Annotated in this window: 20 protein-coding genes and 1 pseudogene; 4 read left to right on the forward strand and 17 right to left on the reverse strand. The window is 39.4% G+C overall.

Features of this window, described 5'->3' with window-relative positions:
• Positions 1 to 97: 97 nt before the first annotated feature.
• The gene (locus CH362_RS17515; RefSeq protein WP_100711614.1) at positions 98 to 508 is read left to right on the forward strand and encodes a hypothetical protein; all 411 of its coding nucleotides are present in this window, start codon (positions 98 to 100) and stop codon (positions 506 to 508) included.
• Positions 509 to 603: 95 nt separating this feature from the next.
• On the opposite strand, the gene CH362_RS17520 is transcribed toward CH362_RS17515, so the two are convergent.
• Positions 604 to 1014: a 6-carboxytetrahydropterin synthase gene (locus tag CH362_RS17520; protein WP_100711615.1), complete on the reverse strand. Its 411-nt coding sequence runs from the start codon at positions 1012 to 1014 to the stop codon at positions 604 to 606.
• Positions 1015 to 1080: 66 nt separating this feature from the next.
• On the opposite strand from CH362_RS17520, the gene CH362_RS17525 reads away from it, so the two are divergent.
• Positions 1081 to 1305: a DUF1858 domain-containing protein gene (locus CH362_RS17525; protein WP_008593840.1), complete on the forward strand. Its 225-nt coding sequence runs from the start codon at positions 1081 to 1083 to the stop codon at positions 1303 to 1305.
• Between the two features lie 36 nt (positions 1306 to 1341).
• Here CH362_RS17525 and CH362_RS17530 read toward each other — a convergent pair whose 3' ends face one another.
• From CH362_RS17530 to CH362_RS17565, 8 genes are all read right to left on the reverse strand, one after another.
• Positions 1342 to 2427, reverse strand: a complete 1086-nt coding sequence (locus CH362_RS17530) for a hypothetical protein (protein WP_100711616.1) — start codon at positions 2425 to 2427, stop codon at positions 1342 to 1344.
• A gap of 80 nt (positions 2428 to 2507) precedes the next feature.
• A complete protein-coding gene (locus CH362_RS17535; protein ID WP_100711617.1) occupies positions 2508 to 3065 on the reverse strand; it encodes a hypothetical protein in 558 nt (185 codons plus the stop codon).
• A gap of 76 nt (positions 3066 to 3141) precedes the next feature.
• Positions 3142 to 3933, reverse strand: coding sequence for a hypothetical protein (locus CH362_RS17540; RefSeq protein WP_100711618.1), 792 nt, complete (start codon positions 3931 to 3933; stop codon positions 3142 to 3144).
• Positions 3934 to 3996: 63 nt separating this feature from the next.
• The gene (rodA, locus tag CH362_RS17545) at positions 3997 to 5517 is read right to left on the reverse strand and encodes a rod shape-determining protein RodA (RefSeq protein WP_100711619.1); all 1521 of its coding nucleotides are present in this window, start codon (positions 5515 to 5517) and stop codon (positions 3997 to 3999) included.
• Entirely contained in the window at positions 5514 to 7454 is a 1941-nt protein-coding gene (mrdA, locus tag CH362_RS17550; RefSeq protein WP_100711620.1) for a penicillin-binding protein 2, read from the reverse strand. Before mrdA ends, rodA begins: the two co-directional genes overlap by 4 nt.
• Before the next feature lies 1 nt (position 7455).
• Positions 7456 to 7959 carry a rod shape-determining protein MreD gene (mreD, locus tag CH362_RS17555; RefSeq protein ID WP_100708168.1) on the reverse strand — a complete coding sequence of 168 codons (504 nt, stop codon included), beginning with the start codon at positions 7957 to 7959 and terminating at the stop codon, positions 7456 to 7458.
• Positions 7959 to 9062, reverse strand: coding sequence for a rod shape-determining protein MreC (gene mreC / locus CH362_RS17560; RefSeq protein WP_100711621.1), 1104 nt, complete (start codon positions 9060 to 9062; stop codon positions 7959 to 7961). Before mreC ends, mreD begins: the two co-directional genes overlap by 1 nt.
• A gap of 50 nt (positions 9063 to 9112) precedes the next feature.
• Positions 9113 to 10135, reverse strand: coding sequence for a rod shape-determining protein (locus tag CH362_RS17565; protein WP_008595388.1), 1023 nt, complete (start codon positions 10133 to 10135; stop codon positions 9113 to 9115).
• Between the two features lie 188 nt (positions 10136 to 10323).
• Here CH362_RS17565 and CH362_RS17570 point away from each other — a divergent pair, with 188 nt between their 5' ends.
• On the forward strand, positions 10324 to 11880 hold the full coding sequence (locus CH362_RS17570) for a Ppx/GppA phosphatase family protein (RefSeq protein WP_100711667.1): 1557 nt from the start codon (positions 10324 to 10326) through the stop codon (positions 11878 to 11880).
• The gene (locus CH362_RS17575) at positions 11877 to 12551 is read left to right on the forward strand and encodes a hypothetical protein (protein ID WP_100711622.1); all 675 of its coding nucleotides are present in this window, start codon (positions 11877 to 11879) and stop codon (positions 12549 to 12551) included. Before CH362_RS17570 ends, CH362_RS17575 begins: the two co-directional genes overlap by 4 nt.
• Positions 12552 to 12554: 3 nt before the next feature.
• Here the strand turns inward: CH362_RS17575 and CH362_RS17580 are convergent, their stop codons facing one another.
• The 8 genes and pseudogenes from CH362_RS17580 to CH362_RS17605 all read right to left on the reverse strand — a co-directional run bounded on the left by CH362_RS17580 (position 12555) and on the right by CH362_RS17605 (position 22342).
• Positions 12555 to 14777, reverse strand: a complete 2223-nt coding sequence (locus CH362_RS17580) for a SpoIIE family protein phosphatase (protein ID WP_100711623.1) — start codon at positions 14775 to 14777, stop codon at positions 12555 to 12557.
• Between the two features lie 137 nt (positions 14778 to 14914).
• A complete protein-coding gene (locus tag CH362_RS17585; RefSeq protein WP_100711624.1) occupies positions 14915 to 17008 on the reverse strand; it encodes an ATP-binding response regulator in 2094 nt (697 codons plus the stop codon).
• Between the two features lie 58 nt (positions 17009 to 17066).
• A complete protein-coding gene (locus tag CH362_RS17590) occupies positions 17067 to 17444 on the reverse strand; it encodes a response regulator (RefSeq protein WP_100711625.1) in 378 nt (125 codons plus the stop codon).
• Between the two features lie 2 nt (positions 17445 to 17446).
• The gene (locus CH362_RS19430; protein WP_244280635.1) at positions 17447 to 17935 is read right to left on the reverse strand and encodes a sensor histidine kinase; all 489 of its coding nucleotides are present in this window, start codon (positions 17933 to 17935) and stop codon (positions 17447 to 17449) included.
• A gap of 63 nt (positions 17936 to 17998) precedes the next feature.
• Positions 17999 to 18133: pseudogene (locus CH362_RS19515) on the reverse strand (histidine kinase dimerization/phospho-acceptor domain-containing protein); the annotation flags it as partial.
• Entirely contained in the window at positions 18106 to 19053 is a 948-nt protein-coding gene (locus CH362_RS19440) for a PAS domain-containing protein (RefSeq protein ID WP_244280636.1), read from the reverse strand. The gene CH362_RS19440 and the pseudogene CH362_RS19515, both read right to left, overlap by 28 nt.
• 99 nt (positions 19054 to 19152) lie before the next feature.
• Positions 19153 to 19545: a DUF6941 family protein gene (locus CH362_RS17600; protein ID WP_100708161.1), complete on the reverse strand. Its 393-nt coding sequence runs from the start codon at positions 19543 to 19545 to the stop codon at positions 19153 to 19155.
• A 19-nt stretch (positions 19546 to 19564) separates the two neighbouring features.
• Entirely contained in the window at positions 19565 to 22342 is a 2778-nt protein-coding gene (locus CH362_RS17605; RefSeq protein ID WP_100711626.1) for a 2-oxoglutarate dehydrogenase E1 component, read from the reverse strand.
• Positions 22343 to 22347: the final 5 nt, after the last annotated feature.

Consider the following 22347-nt stretch of genomic DNA (forward strand, 5'->3'; position numbering starts at 1 on the left):
TTCTTTTTTTTCAATCGAAGGTCAACAGTAAATTAGTTGTGAAGTGAAAGCCTTTCCGTAAGATTTGTGAGTCGATAAGAACTCCGGAGTTTTCCAGTTGTCAGACCTGAACCATCTTAACCTGCCTACGATCCTATTTTTATGCGTAAGTTTGGTCTACGCATTCCACGGTTTTCTACACCAGCTAGTAGTGGGAGGAGCGATCTCGGTCTTCCAACATCCGGACGAAAGACAGTCCAGAATGATCCTAATGGTTTGGATCGCAACTGGTGGGTTCATGAGTTTTCTGGGGTTATTGCCTACGGTCCTTCTTCTTTTATATGGAGCAGACTCTGAACCAGTGAAAGCCGTTTTATGGACAAACACTTTGGCTCTTTGTTTTTTAGCAGTCCACTTTGTTCTATGTGGAGTGATGAGGCTTCCTAGGCCTTTGCGGATCGGTTTTTATTTCACGATCTCTTATGCAGTGGCAAATTTGGTTTTTCTTTTTACGTACGGTAAAATTTGATTTTTATCAAATGTACGTTCGCTGTGATTTGAGTGCAGTTTGTTTATTTAAAATTTGCTTTCACTTCGTTCAAGCACCCTCCGGGCTTCTCGCTTCTAGGGGCGCTCGAAGGGCTCGAAGTAAGCTAAGTTCTCTGGGCCTTCGTGGATCACGATCCGATCTACTTTGCCTTTCGCCTCAGCCACACTATCCTTTAGGCCATAATAAAACCAACGAGCCATATTTTCAGAAGTTGGATTTGTCTTCTTAAAATCAGCATGATCGTTAATCAGAATATGGTCTAACTCTGCCACTAACTCCTTAAGCTTACGTTTAGAGGTCAAAAAGTCGAAACTGATCCCGTCTTCTCCAATATTCTTTTGGCCGGAGAGATAAACTTCTACCTTAAAGGAATGCCCATGGATTGGCTCATCTGAGCCGTCAGGGAAGTATTTATAAAGATAATGAGAAGATTCGAACCTTTCTTCGATACGAATATAGAATTTGCCGGTTTCTTGAAAAAACATGGAATTGACTTTGGCCTAGGGAGTCTATATACTGGAACTTAAACCAGTACTTAGGAGATTTTCCCCATGTCGGAAGCGGTCAAGCCAAGATTTTTTAAAGAAATGACTGTAGGCGAAGCAATTGGTCTTCATCCTGAAGCAGGATTGGTATTTTCAAGCTATCATTTGGGCGGATGCTCTCATTGCTCCATCAACGAACTCGAAACTATCGAGCAAGTTTGTATGGGTTACGGTGTAGAAGTAGATGTTCTACTAGATAGTTTGAACAATCTACTCGAGGACGGAGAGTAATCTCTCCGCCTTCGGGCCTTCTCCTATATTTCAATTTTATAATAGAAAATATTTCCGAATCGTCCCCAGTTCTTCTCCCTTCTCGCATCCAAACCATTTCAATAATTTTAATAATGCCTTCTCTCCTTTTGGGCTGAGCAGAAGTTTATTTAGCGCACTTCTTATTCCAAAATACTTTCTGAGATCAGGTATTTTCGGGGTCGGAAGATTCAAGCTGATATAAGACATTCCAACTTTAGTATCTCCCAACTCTCCAGGCTTTCTCATTTTTTCCAGATCTTGGCTTACGTTATATAATGTTTTCTTAAATTTCGAGATCTGAGATGGATTTTCACTTTCTAAAGCAGTTTGGTATTCACCGATCCATTCTCTGATCTTTTTATATTTTTCCCTGGTTTCAATCGTAGCAGGAATTATTTCGGAAAGAGAAGAAGAAGATTCTAACACCTCAGTCACGAGCGGAGGAAGGATCAGCTGAAAATTATTCATTCTTCCGACTGGAGTAAGGCTTGTGAATACCTTCACTCTCTCTTCATCTATCCATTCTTTGACTTCTGAATTAATATCCGCGCTTGGTTTGAACAAAGGTACCTGTTCCAAAAGAGAAGCACGGATCGGATGAGCAACATAATGCGCTCCTAAAAATGTACTTCTTCCTAAATTACCCGCGGCTCCCCAAACTACTTGGCTGAAATACTCGTGCGGAGATTGTTTATTCTCTCTATAACCTATCAGATTTTCTTCCTGATGTATTTTCATCAGATCAGTGGCGCATAATAGTTTTAAGGCTTCGTTTCTGGAATCTTTTACTTCTGGTTCATCCGTAGGTATATCGACTGAGATGAGAAGACTTCCGTCCAAGGAATCTAGACTTTCGAAGGAATTCCAGCCAGCTGAGAATTTATGATCATAGAATATTTTTTCTCTTAGTACAAGTTCATTTATCAAATGAAATAGACTTTCTATCTGGACACAGGCTGTGCAAACCTCATCCCAATCATAGGAATTTGTCTCTTTATTTATTTTTAATTCTTTAGAATTCGAAAAATCAGGACCTTTCGAATATAGATCGAAAAGACTTTCGAATGTCCAATTGTCCCAGAAAGAGGTATTGTATTGCATCGTAAAGGCCTCGGATTTTCTCCGATATCCTTAAAAATGCAAACCAAATTACGTTGTTATGGCGTTAGGTGAGTTTTTTATTAATTCGCCGGTTTTTCACTAATTGACTTATATATATTTTCAGCGATGATTTCTCCCAACTGATCATACGTTTTAGGTCTATTAAAGAATGGTACAATAACAATTAGCGTAAACCATCCTTCATTAGTAATTTCTAATTTATAAGTAGGATCCTTATCTCGGTTCATAACAACCGTTACCTTGGAAACTGATGTCTCAAATCTAGGCTTCATAGGTGTTAGTACAATACTATAGGGATTTTTCCCTTGCGGCGGACCTAATTCTACATCTAATTTATATTTACCACGAAGCTCATAATAAACCGCATCTCTTATAATCATGTATGATTCAGGAAGAGGGAGTCTAGTAATTCTTTCAATACTTCCTGATTTACTTTTAATCTCTTCAACCTGGCGGCTATATTCGTCAGATACGCTTAAGTATATCTTATTCGTTTTAAAGTCGGATAAATCAGAATACTTTCTAACTGCTTCCTTATATCCGTCACCAATTGTAAAAATACAATTACTTATACAAATAGATAGTAAGAACAATAAACCAGCTCGAGATAACTTCATGATATTCCCATAATCTAAATACAGACTTTTTTGAAGATAAAAGAATTACTTTTATGAATAATCTTTGGAAGATTTTTCACTCCCCTTTTTGGGGAATATAATAATACCGAACTCCCGCCTTGCGGAAATAATAGCGGATCTCGGAGGATTGTTTGTCAGTCGGTTGTAATCTTCTTTTAAAAGTATCTTCAGGGATACGGAATGTATCGCCTAATGCATCACATCTAAAGAATCTATTCCCTTCAGGATAACGTATCATGAGTAATGAACCCGGTTCTGTTTCCCAAGCCCTACCTTCTCCTTCCCAAGAAAAATAAATAGATCTGCTTGGGAAGATGGGATATTTTTTTCCTTCGTATAGGACCTTATCCTTGTTTCTATGCACATTTCTGAATATTTTTTTAGGTCCAGACTTTACTATAAAATGAACTGTGCCGCATCTGAAAGTAAGAAGTAAAGGTATTCCACCCAAAGAGCCAGCCTCTACTCCGGAACCAGATACGTTAGCAGTAACTCTGTTTGTATTCTCTGCAATCCTTCCTAATGTAGAACGCATAGACTCATCTAAAAATTCTACGGTATCGTCTTTACGGATTTTCTCTAATTGTCTGTAGATACGATCGAATTCTTGTTTTTCGTAAGCTTTGTTTCTAACAAAGCCATCTAACTGTCTTTTAAGATTGGAAAGTCTTGCTTTAAAATAAGGAGTATCGTTTCGGGAAGCTACATCGAACATTTCTTCCCAGACTGTTTCTAATTCTCTGACTTCCGAATCTTGGTCATAGGTATTCTTCTCCACCTCTTCCAAGATATAGCGGAATTTTCTTTTCAGATCGAATAGAAATCTGGAGTCTTTTACTCTTTCCATGCCGGCTTTGTTAGAATATCGGCATGCTTTTTTGCAATACCAGCCATTTTACAGATCCAAATTTCAGTTTGCGTGTTTTCTCATCTTGATAGAGAGAATGATCCCGACTGCTGCCATGGACATAAGTAAGTGGGAACCGCCATAACTCATGAAGGAAAGTGGAATCCCTGTCACCGGCAATAATCCGAGAACGATCCCGATATTGATCGCCATATGATAGAATAACATCGCAACGATCCCTGACGCGAGTAAAGATCCGAATCTATCCTTACTTTCGTAACTGATCTGCAATCCTCTAAGTGGAATAGAGAATAAGAAGAAAAGCAAGAACACAGATCCAATGAAACCTGTTTGTTCTGCCCAAGATGCGAATATAAAGTCAGTGCTGGATTCAGGAACATGAGGGATTTTTCCTTCCGTCATCTCCGCATTTAAAAATCCTTTTCCGACTAATTTTCCGGAACCAACTGCAGGTTTGGAAGCTCTTAATTGATATCCTGCATCCTGTTTGAACTCATCAGGATTTAAGAATGCAGTCAATCGGATGACCTGGTTTTCCCGGAAAGGAACAGTTTTCATTACAACTACCGCAGAGATCAAACTTATCCCTAAGATCCCAAGAGGAATATAATAAGAACGTAATGTTTTACTTCCCCGAGCAACCCGAAGTAAGATCATGATGATACTAAATATGATAAGTGTTGCGCCTACTCCGATCAATAATCCCTGATTAGAGAGTAACTTAAATATAAAGCTGCCTTCTAAATCGATTACCTGATCGAATACTTCTCTCAAAGCAGCGATTGTTTTAGGAGTTAGATTTGCCCCAGCCACTTCTTTTCCATCCAAGACCTGCCAGGTTTTTCCACCTAATCTGTTCACTACGGATAGAAGGTCCGTTTTTCCGGTTCTTTGTAAAAATGCGAGAATATCATTTAGCAATGTAAGTTTGGAATATTCCACATACATTGGAAGAACAAGTGAGATCCCTCCGAATGTAATAAAGGAACCGATATGGAAATAGTCAGCTCCACCCAAGAACAACATTGTAAATAAGATCGGTAAGAAGGATACAGCTGTTCCGAAGTCAGGCTGTAAAAGTATCAAAGCCATAGGAAGAAGTACAATCCCGAACGGAATGACTAACACTATCAACTTCTTCATTTCTTTTTCTTTTAATACTAGATATTGACCAAGTAAGATCACCGTGGCAAGTTTTGCAAACTCTGAGGCCTGCAATAAAAACGGCCCTACTTTGATCCAAGATCTTGCTCCTCGACTGGAAGGAAGATAACCGATCCATTTAACGAGAGTCAGTGCCAATAGTAGAATAGCGAATCCGTATACGAATAATGCGTAAGCTCCGATCAATTGGTAATTGATCCTAGATACGAACCACATGATCACGAGCCCGCCGAGGAAGAATAAAAACTGTTTGAACCATTTATGGCTCATGAGTCCAACATTCGGATCATCAAAATTATATTCTTGTGAATATAAAGTAAGAACGCTGCAGATTACAACTATGATAACCGAGCCTACCAAAAAGTAGTCAATCCTATCTATGGAACGATCCGACATCATTGTAAATTCTCCGGTGCTGCAGGAGCGGTCTCAGGTATCTCCGCAGTTCTTTTGAAACTTCCAGGAGGAAAAGCGGCTCTAAACATTTCTCTTGCAACTGGTGCTGCTCCGGCAGCTCCACCCACTCCGTATTCTACGAATACAGCGACCAATACTTGTTCGCTGACAGGTGCATTTGCAGGTGCATATCCTATGAACCAAGCGTGGTTGGATCCGGAAGATCCCCTTCTTCTTGTTTGGGCTGTTCCCGTTTTTCCTGCGATATCAGGAAGACCAGGTTTGTTTAGTACGAATGCTGCAGTTCCATTCTTCACAACCAATCTGAGTCCAGCTTTAATCGCTTCTACTGTAGAAGATTGGATCGGAATATCACTTAATCTCTGGGGATCTGTTCTATTGATAATTGAATTATCCAATGGATCTCTGATCTCGTTGACTATATAAGGTTGATAGATCTGCCCTCTATTTAATAGTCCCGCATAGAACAATGTCATAGAAAGAGGAGTAACGGACATGAATCCTTGTCCGATAGAAAGATTGATCGTATCTCCATCGAACCATCTGGTTCCATAAATTCTTTTTTTCCAAGCAGGAGAAGGAACCTGACCGGAAATCTCTCCCGGAAGATCCACTTTGGATTTTTGGTCCAACAAGAATAAGCGAGAATAGGTCAAGATAGGATCAGAACCAAGTTTGTATCCTAGGTTATAAAAATAAACGGAACATGATTTTTGAAGAGCATGAGCCAGGTCATTCGTACCATGACCACCCTTCTCCCAACAGTAAAAAACTTGGTCGGGAACTCCAGCGAATGTGGATTTTAAAGTATAACTACCATTACATTGGTAACTGGTGTCTGGAGTATAATCCACCTTATGCCCACTTTCCAAAGCAGCAAGTGCAACTAACGTTTTATAAGTAGAAGCCGGCGGAAATTTAGATTGGATCGCAAGATTTAAAAATCCACCGTTTGCATCCACCCTCTTATAATGTGCAGTTCTTTCAGATCTACTCTTTCCAGAGAGAACATTCGGATCATAACTTGGATTAGAAGCCATTGCCAAAATTTCTCCAGTGGAAGGACGCATTGCAATCGCAGTTCCTCTGGCGCCTTTGAGGGCCTTATATGCAGCAAGTTGAATGTCTTTGTCTATAGTTAGGACTAGGTTATTTCCAGGAGTAGAATGTTCTACTACCCTTTCTTCTTCAATATTCCCTTCGGAACTTCTTTTTTGGATCCGAAATCCATCAGTTCCTCTGAGGCGTGAATCGTATTGGAGCTCCAACCCATCTTTTCCAAGCCATTGGTAAGACTTAATCTCACGGGTAAGAAGGTCAGTTTTACTTGGTTTACCTATATAACCAGTAACATGCGCAAGAGCAGGGCCCATCTTATAGATCCTTCTGGGAGAAGGAACCAAGATAACATATTTAGATATATTATCAAAAACTGATATACGTTCCTGCTGAGCCTTAGAGATAGCTTCTAAAAGTACAAAAGGTTTTTTAGTTTTGATTTTTTTGGAGAATTTAGGCTCGAGTAAATCCTCTTCATAATAGGACATCGGGATAGAGAGAGTTCTTGCAAATTCCTGTAGGAAATTTTTAACCCTAACCGGATCGTATTTGAGTATAGAAGTATTTAATACTGCATCCAAACTAGAATAATTAGAAACAAGCGCCATGGATGTTTCAGGAGTGAGAAAGTTTCTATCAAACATTTCTCCCCTGGCGGCAGGAATGGTTTCACTTTTTCGTACGAACTTCTCCGCCTTTAAGGAGTTATCCGTTCCTTGTACAATCTGAAGATTAAATAACTGGATTACGAATGCAATTAAAGCAAACGCAACAAGCCCGGAGAACATGTACAGCCTTAGCCTGAAACTGCGCTCCAGTCTAAACTCTGTGGCTGAAGAAGATCCTCCTCCCCCCAACATTTTAGCCTTCCGCCTGCTCCAATCTGTACAATTTTCCAAGTACCCAGAAGAATATAGGAGCGATTGCTCCGTTAAAAATAGAGGTACTGATGATGGAGTAGTTTAAATTTTCATGAAAGAATAAAGAGAATAGGAAATAAGATGCAATCCTGGAGATCAAAGTCACAACCAAAGAATACAACATTATGGAAATCTGATTTTCATGATAGGCAGGTCTTGCGAACTTTCCTACAATATATCCCATAATACAAAATGTAAGCGAGTGAAGTCCTATTTTATAGGTAACTACGTTTCCTACGATCTCTCCACCTAAACCTGAATCAGAAAGTAATCCGCCAAAAAATCCGATCCAAATCCCAGCCATTGTTCCCCTACGGAGAGCAAAGAATAGAACGAAGATCACCATAAAGTCTGGTTTAAATCCAGAAATTTCAAACAAGTTTGTTCCGTTCAAGAAGTGAGAGATCAAAATCCCGGCACCAATGACTATATATTCTAAAATCATCAGTTTGTTTCCTCGTCAGAGAATCCGGAACCATTACCTTCCGGTTTCTGAGGTTTAGGAGTTTCCGCAGGTTTATTTCCAACAGGAGTTGGGGCCTTAGGCTCTCTGTCTTCTTTAGGATAATTTAATTCACCAAAATAAGGATTTTCGATATTAATGTTCTGTCCTTCCGGCCATGTCTCTGCCCATTTTTCAGGAAGTTTCATTAAGATAGTAACTGACTCCAGCATATCAAAACGAACAAAAGGTTTCAAGAATGCAGTTTTAAAACTTCCGTTGCGCGGACCTTCTTCAGTAATTATACCCACAGGAATTCCTGGAGGGAACATTCCGGAAGAACCAGAACTATATACTGGTTTTCCTATCTTACTTAAAGATTCAGTGTATTGGATCATCTCACTTGGACCCATTGGATAATCTCCGAAAATCCTTGGATCAATGATGATACCACTATCTATATAATTCATCAATGCTTCCATTCCTCTTCCAGAGTTTCCGGATAAAGTAGCCCAAAGATTACTTTCTGGAATGGAAACACCCATATTATAATTGGAATTGATAATAGGTTGGATCACTGCGGATCCTCCGGTGACCGCGATCACCTTTCCGACTAAAGCTTCTATAATTTCACCTTTTTGATTCACAGCTCTTGCAGTGACAGGCATATAAGGTTTGATCCCCGCTTCGGAACCTTTGTCTATAATGATAGTACGATAAATAGAATTCAAACGAACAGAAAGAACTTCTGCTTTGACTGTAGAATATTTTTGTTTAGTATTAAAACGTAATTCTCTTCTGAGACTTTCGTTTTCTCTGCTAACTCTTTCCAGATCTTGGGGAAGAAGTTTATAATCATCTATAGCAGCAACGCAGGCATCTCTTTCCTGACGAACCGCTTCAAAAGATTCTAATTTAGTATAAGCTCCTTTAAAGAAGGACCCAACTCCGTCGATCGAACCGGAAACGGAGTCCCCCACTCTCTGGAAACTTGCAATCCCTCTCACTAAAACATTACTTTTAAAAGTCAGGGATAGAAGAGAGAATACAATACAGAATAAAAGGGAAACGGTTTCCTTACTTTTATTAAATTGAAGCCAAAGCATAAAAAATTCCGTATCGGACTATGGTGATCAACCAGAGACCGAGATCCGAATTAACGGATCCCTGGTTTCAGATACTTAACTTCGTCCAAGAATTTTCCGGTTCCAAGAACCACACAGGTCAGAGGGTTTTCCGCTCTGAATACAGGCACACCGGTTTCTTTAGAAAGATAGGTTTCTAATCCGCGAAGAAGACATCCTCCTCCAGTAAGAACGATCCCTCTTTCTACGATATCCGAAGCAAGTTCAGGAGGAGTTCTTTCTAAAACTCTTTTAATCCCGTCTAAAATTTCGTCGGTTGGTTCTTTAAGAGCCTTACGGATCTCATTAGATTCTAATTCAAGAGTACGAGGTAATCCGGAAATTGCATCTCTACCTTTTACTTCCATGGTCTCGGTTTTCTTTTCAGGGTAAGCATTACCGATAGTAAGTTTAATATCTTCTGCAGTTCTTTCCCCAACAACCAGGTTGTATTGGTTTCTTAAATATTTGATAATTGCATCATCGAACTCATCACCACCAGTTCTGATGGACTCAGCGATAACCATACCACCAAGAGAGATCACAGCAATCTCTGTAGTTCCACCACCGATATCCACGATCATATTACCAGCAGGTTCGTTGATCGGAATGTTTGCACCGATCGCAGCTGCTAATGCTTCGTCGATCAAGAAGATCTCACGAGCGCCCGCTTGTTCTGCAGATTCACGGACCGCACGTCTTTCCACCTCGGTGATCCCGGAAGGAACTCCAATCACGATTCTAGGTTTTACGAAAGTAGTTCTATTATGGACTTTTGCAATGAAGTAGCGGATCATTTTTTCGACTGTTTCAAAGTCCGCGATCACCCCGTCTTTCATAGGACGGATTGCTACGATCTCGCCGGGAGTACGTCCCAACATTCTCTTAGCTTCCTGGCCTACTGCGAGCACTTTGCCCGTAGCTGCGTGGACCGCTACTACGGAAGGCTCGGAAAGAACGATACCTTGCCCTTTTACATGGACGAGAGTGTTTGCGGTTCCGAGGTCGATTCCCATATCGTTGGAAAATAATCCGTATAGCTTATCGAATATCATTTCTATCCTTTGCTGCCAGAAGGCTGGTTGATCTTATTTATTATCTGCAAGATCGGTGAAAATCTCTAGGATTTTACGGGCGCGATCCAATTCAATATTTCTTGCCCGATCCTTACGGGCAATTCCAAAACAAAAAAAACGAAAAACAAATTGGAACCCATTGCTACCTCCATAATATTGGGGAACTTATGGTCCGGGAAAACACCCTAGCTGCCATCGATCTAGGCACAAACTCCTTTCACATGATTATCGTCCGGGTCCGAGAAAACGGGACCTTTGAAGCAATCGCCAGAGAGAAGGAGAACGTTCGTCTCGGAAGCGGTTTGGAAGAAGGAGGAGAGATCGATCCTCCCGCATTTAAGCGTGCAATCGAGTGTTTAAAGCGTTTTAAGATGCTCGCTGATAATTCAAAGGCAGAGATCAGAGCAGTTGCTACATCTGCAATGAGAGAAGCTTCCAATCGTGCCGAATTTCAGGCTGCCGCCTTAAAAGAAGCAGGTATTAAAATAGATGTGATCAGCGGATATGAAGAAGCCCGACTCATCTATTTCGGGGTCCTACAAGGACTACCTGTATTTGATAAAAAGGTCCTACTAGTGGATATAGGTGGAGGAAGCACCGAAGTTTTAGTCGGCTATAGAGGCGATATTCTATTCTCTAAAAGTTTCAAATTGGGAGCGATCCGACTCACCGAAAAATTCCTAAAATCAGAAACTTTGGATTCTTCTCAGATACGAAAATGCAAACTCTATGTAGAAGAGATCATTCTTCCTTTTAGAAAGATTATCCGAGATCTGAAACCAGAAATGATCATTGGTTCATCCGGAACAATCCAGGCGACTGCGGGTATCATTCGAGCATTCGAGGGAGAAGAGACGGAAGAAAGGCCCTTAAATCATTATACATTCCAGTCCTCAGAATTCAAAAGAGCAAGGAATATGATTTTAGAAGCTGATACTTCTAAAAAGAGAAGTAAGCTCCCAGGATTCGATTCCAAACGTTCTGATATCATTGTAGGTGGAATGCTAATCCTGGATGAGTTATTCCAATTGTTGGATCTTCCGGATATGACAGTATCTGAGTTTGCTCTCAGAGAAGGGATCATCTACGATACTATTCGTAAATGGGAACATTTCCAGGACTTTGAACATTCCAAACACCTGGATGATATCCGCCAAAAGTCTATCTTGAACCTTCTCGTTTCCTATACAAGGGACGAAGAATATGCCCGCCATGTAGCCAAACTTTCTCTAGATATATTCGATCAACTACAGTCAGTTCACAGGTTAGGAAAAGAAGAAAGAGAATATCTGGAAGCTTCTTCTTTACTACACGAAGTTGGGCTATTCATTTCTCATTCTGCCTATCACAAACATAGCTATTATCTGATCCGAAATTCAGAGGCGATGCTCGGTTTTACTTGGGGAGAAATAGAGATCATCGCTCTTACTGCTAGATACCATCGCAAAAGTTCTCCCAAGTCTAAACATAGAGAATTCCAAAGAGTCGGTCCAAGAGAACAAGAAATAGTCGAAAAACTTTCTGCAATTTTAAGGATCGCGAGTGCATGCAATCGGAACAGGCAAGGACTGATAGAAACAGTAAAATGCCAGGTCCGAAAAAATCAGGCAATCTTCACCTTGGTCACAAACCAAAACTACGATAAAAGCCTGGAACTTTGGGCCTGCGAAGAACAAGCAGATGCATTCGAGTCCGCTTACGGAATGGTACCTTTATTTCAGTGAATAAATTTCGATCTTTTGGCTATTTTATAGCCTTAGTTTTGGTCCATTCTGCTTTTCTAAACTGTTTTACGGTTTTTCCATATAAACAGGAAACAATCGACTCTCGTTTGTTGGATAAAAAAGAAGAAGAGATCCTTTCCAATAAAGGAAGAATAGACTATGAATTCCAAAACTTCGAATTAGTATTAAGAATAGAAGGCGCAACCTTCCAAGAAACATTAGAAAAAAGGAAAACCTTAGAAACCAAGATCATTCACTACGATTATAAGAAGACAGACGGATACAGACAACTGGACAACGATGATAAACCTTGGAACAGATATATCCTAGGAATGTTTGCAGACATCGGAGCTTTATTCGAATGGACCACAATTCCATTCCGTACAATTTCGAGAAAAAAAGAAGAAGAGAAAATATCTGAGAATATTATAAAATCCGAAAAGATCAAAGTTTTCGAACCGAAAGAACTCGAGCTTATATTAAGAGCAGAAAATACTGAGTTCTTTAACAAAAACCCAAACTCAGATACAATACGCATCCCACTCACTGAGATCCGAAAATTTTTCCCAAAAGCAAATTCAATCGAAGCATTACTCTATTATGGAAAAGAAAGAATAGAATACCAAAACATTCCTGTCGCAGAAGAGATCCGTAAGATGAAACTAAGATAGATTCTATCTCAATATCCTTCTGTCTTCGCTGGACTCAGAGATCTGCCCTGTTTTCTCTATTAGAAATTCTGAAAGTTTTTTAGCTCTTGGATGTTCCGGAGTAATCGCGGTTGCTTCTGCCAAAAGTTGAAAAGATCTTTCTAATCTACTTTTAGAAGCATACATTTCAGCAAGATGAAGAAGATTATCAGAATCGATCGGATTTCTCATCCTATATCTTTCCCCTAAGTCGATGGACAATACGATCTTACCAGATTTGCGAAGAAGTTTACTCACGGTAAAAAGAAATTCGGTGTCAGTGGGCCTTCTTTGCACGTATTTAAGGCCGAGTTCTCCCGCCTTAGTATATTTTTTACCGGAAGAATATTCCAATGCAAGTCTTCTACATTCCTGAACCGAAATCATTTTCTGGATCTCATTTTTCTTTTCAGAATTTGTATCTTTAAGCAGAATTTCAGAAGATGTTAAACTTTTTTTAGGAGCTTCTATCCGAAGAAGAGAAAGATCATCCGTAATTTCTCCTTCTTGCAAGATCAACTCGTAAGTACGATCAAGATCTCCTCTTGCTTTCCCTACAATTTCCAAAAATCTGGAATCATCAGGATCAATTTCAGAATGGATCAAAAGATCATCTCTTCCATCCGATCCAGAGAATAAAACATCTCCAGGCCTCAACTGAAATACTTCTATATGAACATTACGCCCGATGCCCGAATGACCTATCTTAAAATATTTTTCTTTCGGTTCTAAAAAGATCGTAGTTTCGTCTCGATACAAAACAGGAGAAGGATGTTCGCAATTTATATAATATAGAACTCCTCTTGACTCATCTAATAATCCCAAAAATGCGGAAGCCATTAAGGAACCATCGAATGCTTCAAAAACTTTCTGTAATTCTATAAACCAGTTTTTGAGCCATCTCTCAGGCCAAACATTTCGATACAAAGCAGGAGTTCTTTCTATCATAGATCTGGAGATAGATCCTAAAATGATAGCACCTACGGCACCTTGTAAAGATTTACCCATTGCATCTGCATTCACGAATGCAATATAAGGTTTACCTCTCAGCCGAATAGAATGCGCGAGTGAAATGTCACCGCCGATCTGTCTTTCCTTTTGTTTATAATTGAATTTTTTCTTCTGAATAGTCAAAGAACGAAAAGAATATTCAGAATCTTGCAATTGAATAGAATGAAGAGGTTCAGTCAAAAGCGATGTTAAAAAATAATCTCCATCCTGGCTGAGTTTTAGTTTTTGGATCTCTTCCAGACTTTTCCCAAGTTCGTCTGCAGTTTCCTTTAGCTGTTTAGTTCTTTCTTCCACCTTGGATTCCAAACCTTCGTTCAAAGATTGGATCTCCTCATAAAGACCTCTCAATCTTTCTACGACCTTCCCAATCCTTTGTTCTTGTTTACCGAACTCATCCAAGGAAGAGGGAGAAATTTTCAATCCGAAATTACCTTCTCCTACTTCTTCCAAAAAACCTGTCACTGAAGAAAGTCTGGATCGTATCGCTTCAGTCACTATCCATGCAGTAAAGATGAGTGGCACAGAAAATAAGAATGCCATAATCGCCAAATGTAGAAGTGGATTCTCCAAACGGATCCTACCATCCACAGTTGCATACAACATATATCCCAAAAGACTGAATGGCATTGAGATCATCGCCATAACCACCACAAGTAGTCGCTTGGAATAAGGAAAAAATAATCTGGTCTTAGCTTCCACTTCTCTGAATTTATTTTTACTCAAAGCTGGGCGAATAGAATATTCAGTAATAAACAAATAACTAATAAATGAAATTGGAATAATCCCTAAATACAATGCAGGAATTGTAGCAATCAGATTAGGTCGATAGCCCACGATCAAATAGACGATTAGGTGAGCAAGTAGCACTCCGAAAAACCAACGACCAGCAATCACAAATGATTCATAGATAGGTTGAGTTATATAAATTGATTTTGCATAAGAAAGAAGATTCGGATCTACAGAACTTCTATCCTCTAAATAAGATGCCTTCTTTAATCTTATATATCTAAGATAGAAGGCACCTAAAAGCATAGCTGTGGCGGCTATCATCGCGGCGACTCCCATGGAAAGATATTCTTCTAAAGAATATAAAGAACCTGTTACAGCAGAAAAATATACTGCAAATGGCACAGGAACAGTATGAGTAAATAACTCCAGCCTCCAGGTTAGGACTGGCAAAAGACGTGCATGGCTCATTTTCGTTTCTCTTTTTCACTTAAATTAAAACCAACACTGTAGCGATTGCTACATAGATCAATATTTTATTTCTAATATAAGATAAAATTAAGTGAAATGTTCATTTTGAGAAAACGCCTAACAAACCTATATAAACTTTACTTTTGATCTAAGGCAGATCGAATGCAGGAAAGTATCTCAGTACCCAAATATGGCTTTTGAATAAAGTAACTCACACCAAAATCTTTTAAGGAAAGTTTTAATTCAGGTTCCATAAATCCACTTGCAAGAAGGATTTTTACAGAGTTGTGTATCGCTCTTATTCTCTTGATAACTTCTCCTCCTCCAAACTTTGGAAGACCCAAATCAGTCAGCACCAATTGGATTTCAGAATGTTTAAGGAGAAATTGCTCCACACCATCTTCTCCATCCACAGCCAAATGCACTTTGTATCCTTTAGATCCCAAAAGATCTGCTAACATATTCCGCAGAAGTTCTTCATCCTCAATTACAAGTATACTTTCATTACCTCCTAGAGATTCTGATTGAGAATAATTTGGCTTTATATTTAATTCCGATTTTTCTTTAGTTACCGGTAGATATAAGAAGAATGAAGTGCCTTTTCCTAATTCAGAATCTACTTCTATCCAACCTTTGTGGTTATCGATCACACTATATGCCAATGCCAACCCAAGTACCGTCCCCTTTCCTATATCCTTGGTTGTGAAAAATGGTTCAAAAATTCTTTGTTTTGTTTTTTCACTCATTCCACTTCCAGAATCAGAGATCCGAAGGATTATATATTTTTCCGCTAAACTTTTAGAATATCCCTTCTTTAGATTTTCAGAATCAGTGAGAAACGTCTCTATAGTTAAGAGACCTCCGTCTTGCATAGCATCCCGGGCATTCACGCATAGATTTAGCAAAACCTGATGGATCTGATTCGTATCCACCTGGACCAAAGGAAGATTTTCCTGAAAGTCTGTAAGTAGTCTTATACTTTTAGGAAATGTCTGTGAAACTAATTTACTGACTTCTAATATAATATCGTTTATTTGTGCAGGTTCCAGATTAAATTCTGTTTTTCTTGCAAAAGTGAGAAGTTGTTTAACTAAGGAAGCTCCTCTTTGAGTAGCCATATGTAGCGCAGTTATATGTTGAGAAAATTTTTCAGGATTATTCCTGTTAATTTCTATAACAGAAGTGTGACCCATGATGATAGAAAGTATATTATTAAAATCGTGAGCAATACCACTAGCCAAAGTACCTAAACTTTCCAATTTTTGTGCCTGGATAAGTTGTTCCTCTAATTCCGCTCTTTTTTTTTCAACTTCCTTTAATTGAGCTTCTTTTAATTTATGTTCTGTAATATCTTCTGCGACTCCAGCAACCCGGATCGTATCTCCCTTTTCATTCTTAACAGGAAATGCCTTATCTCTGATCCATCTGATCTCTCCGTCAGGACGGACGATCCTATATTCTTCTCTATATTCTCCAGTTACCTGTCTTGTCCTTGCGTTACTCATCACTCTATCTCTATCATCTGGATGGATACATTCCATCCAAGAGATTGGATTTTCCAAAAGACTTTGTCTGGATCTCCCCCAGATCTGTTCATATCCTTGGCTAATATAGACAATCTCGTTTTTAGAGAGACTGGTCATCCAGAACACTTCATGAATCGCATCTGTAAGCTCTTTAAATAGTTCTTCACCTTCTCGATTTAATCTTTCTGCCCTTATTCTTTCTTCTATCTCATAACCTAATTCTTCACTTCTTCTTTGGAGCTCGAAGTTTTTCTCTTCTAACTTTTCCACAAGCCTATGATTATATTGGCGAAGAGGTGCAGAGTCCAAGACCAATCCTTTTACAGTACGTTTAGATCTGGGATTTTGGAGAAGTTTAGTTACTGTTTCATCCAGCAATTTTAAGCCTGCAGGTTTTTTCAAGAATGCATCCGCCCCCAGATCAAAAGAAAGTTTTTCATCAGAATCGGAAGTATAGGTGGCGGTATATATGATAATTGGAATATGTTTGAACTTATCATTTTGTCTTACCTGGGAACAGAATTGATATCCATCCATTTGAGGCATTAGAATATCCGAGATGATCAAATCTACTTCAGTATTTTCCAGGATTTCCAAAGCTTCCAAACCGTTTGAAGCAGTGTAAATTTTCCTAGACCCATTTTCCAACTGAGCAGAAATTAATTTCCTGTTTTGGTAACTGTCGTCTACGACTAGAATGAGCATAAAATTTTAGTCTTAAAAGAGACTACGTATTGATAAGGGACGAAAAAAATCTCTTGGATCATGGGTTTAATCCTTTTATAAAACCGTTTATTTGTTCTGTAAATTTTCTTGTATCGATTGGTTTTGTGATATATCCATCACAGCCGGCTCCATAAGCTTTTTGTGCGTCTCCTTTCATTGCAAAGGCAGTAACAGCAATGATAGGAATATTTTTGGTATCCCCTCTTTCTTTTAACTGTCTAGTGAGCGTAAGTCCGTCTATTCCAGGTAATTCTATATCCATGAGAATGAGATCTAAAGGGAAATTATCAATGATCTGAAGTGCTTCTTCCGCATTTCCTGCTTTTAAAACTTCGTACTCGTCTAACTCCAATAATTCACAAATCAATTTGAGATTTACGATATTATCATCTACTACCAAAACCTTTTGAGGCATCTCTATTTACCGTTTGAGATCTTTATAGGAAGTATTATAGTAAAAACTGATCCTTTTCCCAACTCACTTTCTACGTTTATTGATCCGTTCATCAACTCCACGATCCTTTTGGTTAAAGCAAGCCCGAGCCCAGTTCCTTGAAATTGTCTATTCGCTCCACTATCTATCTGTTGGAATTCCTCAAAAATCCTTGCAAGGTCCTTTTCATCTATACCTATCCCTTCATCCTCAAATTTCATCCGGATAAAACCTTCGCCTTCCCCCTCCATACTCACTCTGATATTGCCGCCTTCATGACTGAACTTGACAGCATTAGATAATAGATTATACAATATTTGTTTTATCTTTTGCGGATCTAATGTCACTAAATCTACAGATTCATTCACTTTTACTAAAAAATTAATTCCCTTCTTTCTTAATAATGGACGAAGAATAGAAGAAACTTCTTTGATCGCGTTGGATAAGGAGAATGTTTCCAAAAACAATTCCATCTTTCCGGATTCCACTTTTGCAAGATCCAGAACATCATTTATCAATTTTAAAAGATGATTCGCACTATTTAAGATATCCGTTAAGTATTCTTTTTGTTTTCCGTTTAAAGGCCCAGGCCGCTCATCAGAAAGTAATTCTGAAAAACCTATAATACCATTTAGCGGCGTCCTTAACTCATGGACATGTTTGCCAAAAATTCACTTTTTAATCTAGCTGTCTCCTTCATCCTTTCATTCTGTTCTTCTAATGCTGCTCTCCTGAATTCCTCTTGTAACTTCCTTTCTGTGATATCGCGAATAGAACTGGAAACTAACATACCTTCTTCCGTTTCCAATGGACTTAAGCTGATCTCTACTGGAAATTCTAATCCATTCTTCTTAAGTCCGTATAGTTCCAACCCACTTCCCATCCCTCTGACTTTTGGATCGTTGAAAAAGCCTATTCTGTTTTTTGGGTGATTTGCTCTAAATCTTTCAGGCACTAATACTTCTACAGGTTTGTGCAATAATTCTTCTCTGGGATATCCGAATAACTTTTCTGCTTGGGAATTGATTAGAACTATATCTCCTCCTCGATTAACGATTATGACTGCATCCGGTGCAGATTCTAAAAGTCCTCTGAACTTTGCTTCTGCTTTGATCCTTTCTCTAATGTCGCGGATGGCACTTAATACTAATGTTGTTTCTTCTGTTCGATAAGGACTTAAGCTGATCTCCACTGGAAACTCAGTTCCATTGGATTTCCTACCAAATAATTCCGAACCGGCTCCCATGGATCTTGTCCTGGGTTGTGTGAAATAATGATCACGATGAGAAATATGGTTCTTTCTGAATCTATCAGGAAGAAGAATCTCTACAGGATGTCCCAAAAGTTCATCTATTTTGTAATCGAACATTTTAAGGCCCTGTTCGTTAACAAATACGATACTTCCAGAATCGTTTACCATTACAATGGAATCGGGCAAAGACTCAAGAAGTCCCTTAAATTTAGCCTCGATCAACTTTGCATCCTTCAAGGCTTTTTCGAATGTATTATCTTTTTCAGAAGGAGTCGCCATAATATTAGAAATTCGTATATTAGAGACAGGTAGAATACTTGGAAAAATTTTCCAAATCAAGCGGATTTCAAAAGATTAATATTGGAAAAAAATTATTATCCACTCGTACAAGAAAACGAAGGTACTCGTAAACGATTTAGGATATTCTAAAGGATCAGATTAAGCGGGGTTTAATTTATCCACCCAAAGAGGACGGCTTCCTACAATTTCGGCGCCTACTTTAAAAAGTAGAATATATCTTCCTTCTTTTGGAAAAACCGCATGGGGAATTGGGATCCCAATTTCAACAGGTTCGGAGCCGTTATTAACTCGGATATTTCCTCCGACTCCTATTACTTTTTCGCCAGAATCTGCATGTTCTAACTCTAGAGAAAATTCATGGTCTCCTGGGGAAAGATTTGTGACACATACGTATATTCCCCAGGGAGGAAAAACTACGGGAAATTGTCCGGTAAAGAACTTAGTAAAAGTCCCTATAATACCTTTTTTCCCGTTGTCCTCCGAGATTACCCGATCCGCAAACACTAATGCTAATAGGACGGGCTCTCCCACGTTATTCGACACCTAAGATTCAGACCGAGTATGCGTCTGAAACTAGTTGTTCCTGTTCTTTAGTATGGACTTTCATATGTCCTGCAGCAGGGCTTGCAGATTCTTTTCTTCCAGCGTAGATGAGTTTTGTTCCGTTAGGAAGCAGGTCCTCGAATCTATCTCTTACAAATGTCCAAGCACCTTGGTTTTTAGGCTCTTCTTGGCACCAAACAAAAGTTTTAGCGTTTTTGTAAGTTTTAAGTACTTCTTGGATCTCTTTCGCAGGGAAAGGATAAACCTGTTCAACTCGGATCAGCGCAGTGCTTTGCACCTTATTCTCTTCCCTATATTTTAGAAGATCATAATATACTTTTCCGAAACTGAAAACTACCTTCTCCACTTTATCTGCTTTGATCTCAGCTTGGTCAGGAAGAACTTCTCTAAACGCACCTTTTAATAGATCGTCTATAGGAGAAAGTGCTCCTGGGAAACGTAATAAAGATTTTGGAGTGAAGATAATCAGAGGTTTGCGGAAATTACGCAGTATCTGTCTACGAAGTAAATGGAAATACTGAGCGGCATTCGTACAGTTTGCTACTTGCATATTATTGTCCGCACATAGCTGTAAGAATCTTTCGATCCTACCAGAACTATGCTCTGGTCCCTGTCCTTCGTATCCATGAGGAAGAAGTATCACAAGACCGGACATCCTCTGCCATTTCACTTCTGAGCTAGAAAGGAATTGGTCAAAGATCACCTGAGTATTATTTGCAAAATCACCGAACTGAGCTTCCCAAAGAACTAATGCACTTGGATCAGAAAGAGAATAACCGTATTCAAAACCTAAAACAGAAAACTCAGATAAGGAAGAGTTAACAACTTCTGCCCTAGCTTGTTTTTCTGATATATGATTTAGACCTACGTATTTTGCTCCTGAGTTGATATCCACAAGAACTGCATGTCTATGAGAGAATGTTCCGCGTTGGCTGTCCTGACCTGAAAGACGAACTCTAAATCCGTTTTCCAAGATCGAACCGAATGAAAGAGCCTCTGCCATTCCATAATCCAAAGAAGCTTTTCCTTCTGCCATTTCCTTGCGGCTTTGCAGAAGTTTTACTAATTTAGGATTTGGAGTGAAACCATCCGGAACTGTGGTGATCGCTTTTACAATACGATCAATTTGTTCCGCTAGTAGAGAAGTCGCAGTACCACTATCCAGAGGTTCTTTGGAATATTTCGCCCAAACACCTTGCATAGTATCAACTTTCATCTTGATATCTTGTTCTTTTGCCCTTTGGAAAGAATCCTCTAAACCTTGAGCAGAACCATTCTTAATGAAGTCCAACTCTTCTCCGGTAATGTCACCGTCGTTTATCAGTTTTTTCTCATATAGCTGAGCAGTAGGAGGATGATTTTTGATGATGGAATACATCTTAGGCTGAGTGAATGCAGGTTCGTCTGTCTCGTTATGGCCTAATCTACGGTAACAGATCAAATCTATGATAAAGTCTTTTTTGAACTTTTGGCGATATTCCATTCCGAGTTTAGTCACTCGGTATACTGCTTCCGGATCGTCTCCGTTTACGTGAACGATTGGAATTTGATAACCTTTAGCGAGATCAGTTGCGTATAACGTGGATCTGGATTCGTTAGGTAAAGTAGTAAATCCGATCTGGTTATTGATCACTATATGGAAAGTTCCACCAGTTGTATAACCGTCCAGGTTCATTAAGTTGATGGTTTCTGCCACCACACCCTGACCAGCAAACGCAGCATCTCCGTGAATAGTGATCGGCATAAATTTAGAACGATCAGCATCACCATATTGTTCTTGGCGAGCGCGAACAGATCCAGTAACAACTGGGTTCACCGCTTCCAAGTGACTTGGGTTGAACGCAAGAGAAAGTTTAACTTCTTTCCCGCTTGAAGTCATTTTGCTATTCGAATATCCTAAGTGATACTTAACGTCCGCATAACTTCCAGCGCTCTTGTCTGCCTTCTCTTCGAATTCTGCGAATACTAAAGAAGCAGGTTTTTCGATCACGTTTACGAGTACGTTTAAACGTCCTCTATGCGCCATACCGATCACGAGTCCGTCCATTTTGAAACGTCCGGCTTCTTCTACGATCGTATCGAGCATAGGGATCATACTTTCTCCTCCTTCTAAGGAGAAACGTTTTTTACCTACATATTTCTTTGCGAGGAATGTTTCCAAATGATCCGCTTGGAATAATTTTTCGAAAAGTCTCAGACGTATACTTTTAGGAAGAGGTGCATGATATTCAGCAGACTCGATCTGATGTTGGAGCCATTCTCTTTCTTCGTCGTTTACTAGATAATATTGCTCATAACCTACAGTGCTGCAATATGCTTTTTCAAACCAGGCTACAACATCTTTCAGTTTTGCACGACCCAGAGAAGGATTCTGTGTGTCGACTACCGTATCCAGATCCGCAGCAGTTAGATTTCCTAACTTAGATTCGATGAACTTGCGGTTCGGTTGAGAGATCCCAAGAGGATCTACATTCGCAGCTAAGTGTCCCTGTCTACGATACGCATTCAACAGGTTGATAATCCCCATCTCTCGGATGGATCCCGCCTGAGCGTCCGTAAAAGAAGTGGAAACGGCAGATTTTCCGTTACCATTCCCGTTTCCGTTGGATCCGTTCTGAGAATATACTCCGTTAGTCTCTACTTCTTGGAAGAACAGAGACCATTCTTTGTCCAAAGAGTTCGGGTCCTTCTTAAACTTTTCATAAAGTTCTTCGAGTAATGCCCCGTTCTCTCCGTATAATGCCATCAATTGTTCGATTTTCATGATCG

The sequence above is a fragment of the Leptospira saintgironsiae genome, assembly GCF_002811765.1.
Lineage (GTDB): Bacteria > Spirochaetota > Leptospiria > Leptospirales > Leptospiraceae > Leptospira_B > Leptospira_B saintgironsiae.

What these genes read in the sequence shown, in the direction of transcription:
- CH362_RS17535 (WP_100711617.1), bottom strand. Translation starts at nt 3,065, where the DNA reads ATGAAGTTATCTCGAGCTGGTTTATTGTTCTTACTATCTATTTGTATA.
- CH362_RS17580 (WP_100711623.1), bottom strand. Translation starts at nt 14,777, where the DNA reads ATGAGCCATGCACGTCTTTTGCCAGTCCTAACCTGGAGGCTGGAGTTA.
- CH362_RS19430 (WP_244280635.1), bottom strand. Translation starts at nt 17,935, where the DNA reads ATGGAATTGTTTTTGGAAACATTCTCCTTATCCAACGCGATCAAAGAA.
- mreD (WP_100708168.1), bottom strand. Translation starts at nt 7,959, where the DNA reads ATGATTTTAGAATATATAGTCATTGGTGCCGGGATTTTGATCTCTCAC.
- CH362_RS17585 (WP_100711624.1), bottom strand. Translation starts at nt 17,008, where the DNA reads ATGCTCATTCTAGTCGTAGACGACAGTTACCAAAACAGGAAATTAATT.
- CH362_RS17530 (WP_100711616.1), bottom strand. Translation starts at nt 2,427, where the DNA reads ATGCAATACAATACCTCTTTCTGGGACAATTGGACATTCGAAAGTCTT.
- mrdA (WP_100711620.1), bottom strand. Translation starts at nt 7,454, where the DNA reads ATGTTGGGGGGAGGAGGATCTTCTTCAGCCACAGAGTTTAGACTGGAG.
- CH362_RS17590 (WP_100711625.1), bottom strand. Translation starts at nt 17,444, where the DNA reads ATGCCTCAAAAGGTTTTGGTAGTAGATGATAATATCGTAAATCTCAAA.
- rodA (WP_100711619.1), bottom strand. Translation starts at nt 5,517, where the DNA reads ATGATGTCGGATCGTTCCATAGATAGGATTGACTACTTTTTGGTAGGC.
- CH362_RS17605 (WP_100711626.1), bottom strand. Translation starts at nt 22,342, where the DNA reads ATGAAAATCGAACAATTGATGGCATTATACGGAGAGAACGGGGCATTA.
- CH362_RS17525 (WP_008593840.1), top strand. Translation starts at nt 1,081, where the DNA reads ATGTCGGAAGCGGTCAAGCCAAGATTTTTTAAAGAAATGACTGTAGGC.
- CH362_RS17565 (WP_008595388.1), bottom strand. Translation starts at nt 10,135, where the DNA reads ATGATATTCGATAAGCTATACGGATTATTTTCCAACGATATGGGAATC.
- mreC (WP_100711621.1), bottom strand. Translation starts at nt 9,062, where the DNA reads ATGCTTTGGCTTCAATTTAATAAAAGTAAGGAAACCGTTTCCCTTTTA.
- CH362_RS17570 (WP_100711667.1), top strand. Translation starts at nt 10,324, where the DNA reads ATGGTCCGGGAAAACACCCTAGCTGCCATCGATCTAGGCACAAACTCC.
- CH362_RS17540 (WP_100711618.1), bottom strand. Translation starts at nt 3,933, where the DNA reads ATGGAAAGAGTAAAAGACTCCAGATTTCTATTCGATCTGAAAAGAAAA.
- CH362_RS17520 (WP_100711615.1), bottom strand. Translation starts at nt 1,014, where the DNA reads ATGTTTTTTCAAGAAACCGGCAAATTCTATATTCGTATCGAAGAAAGG.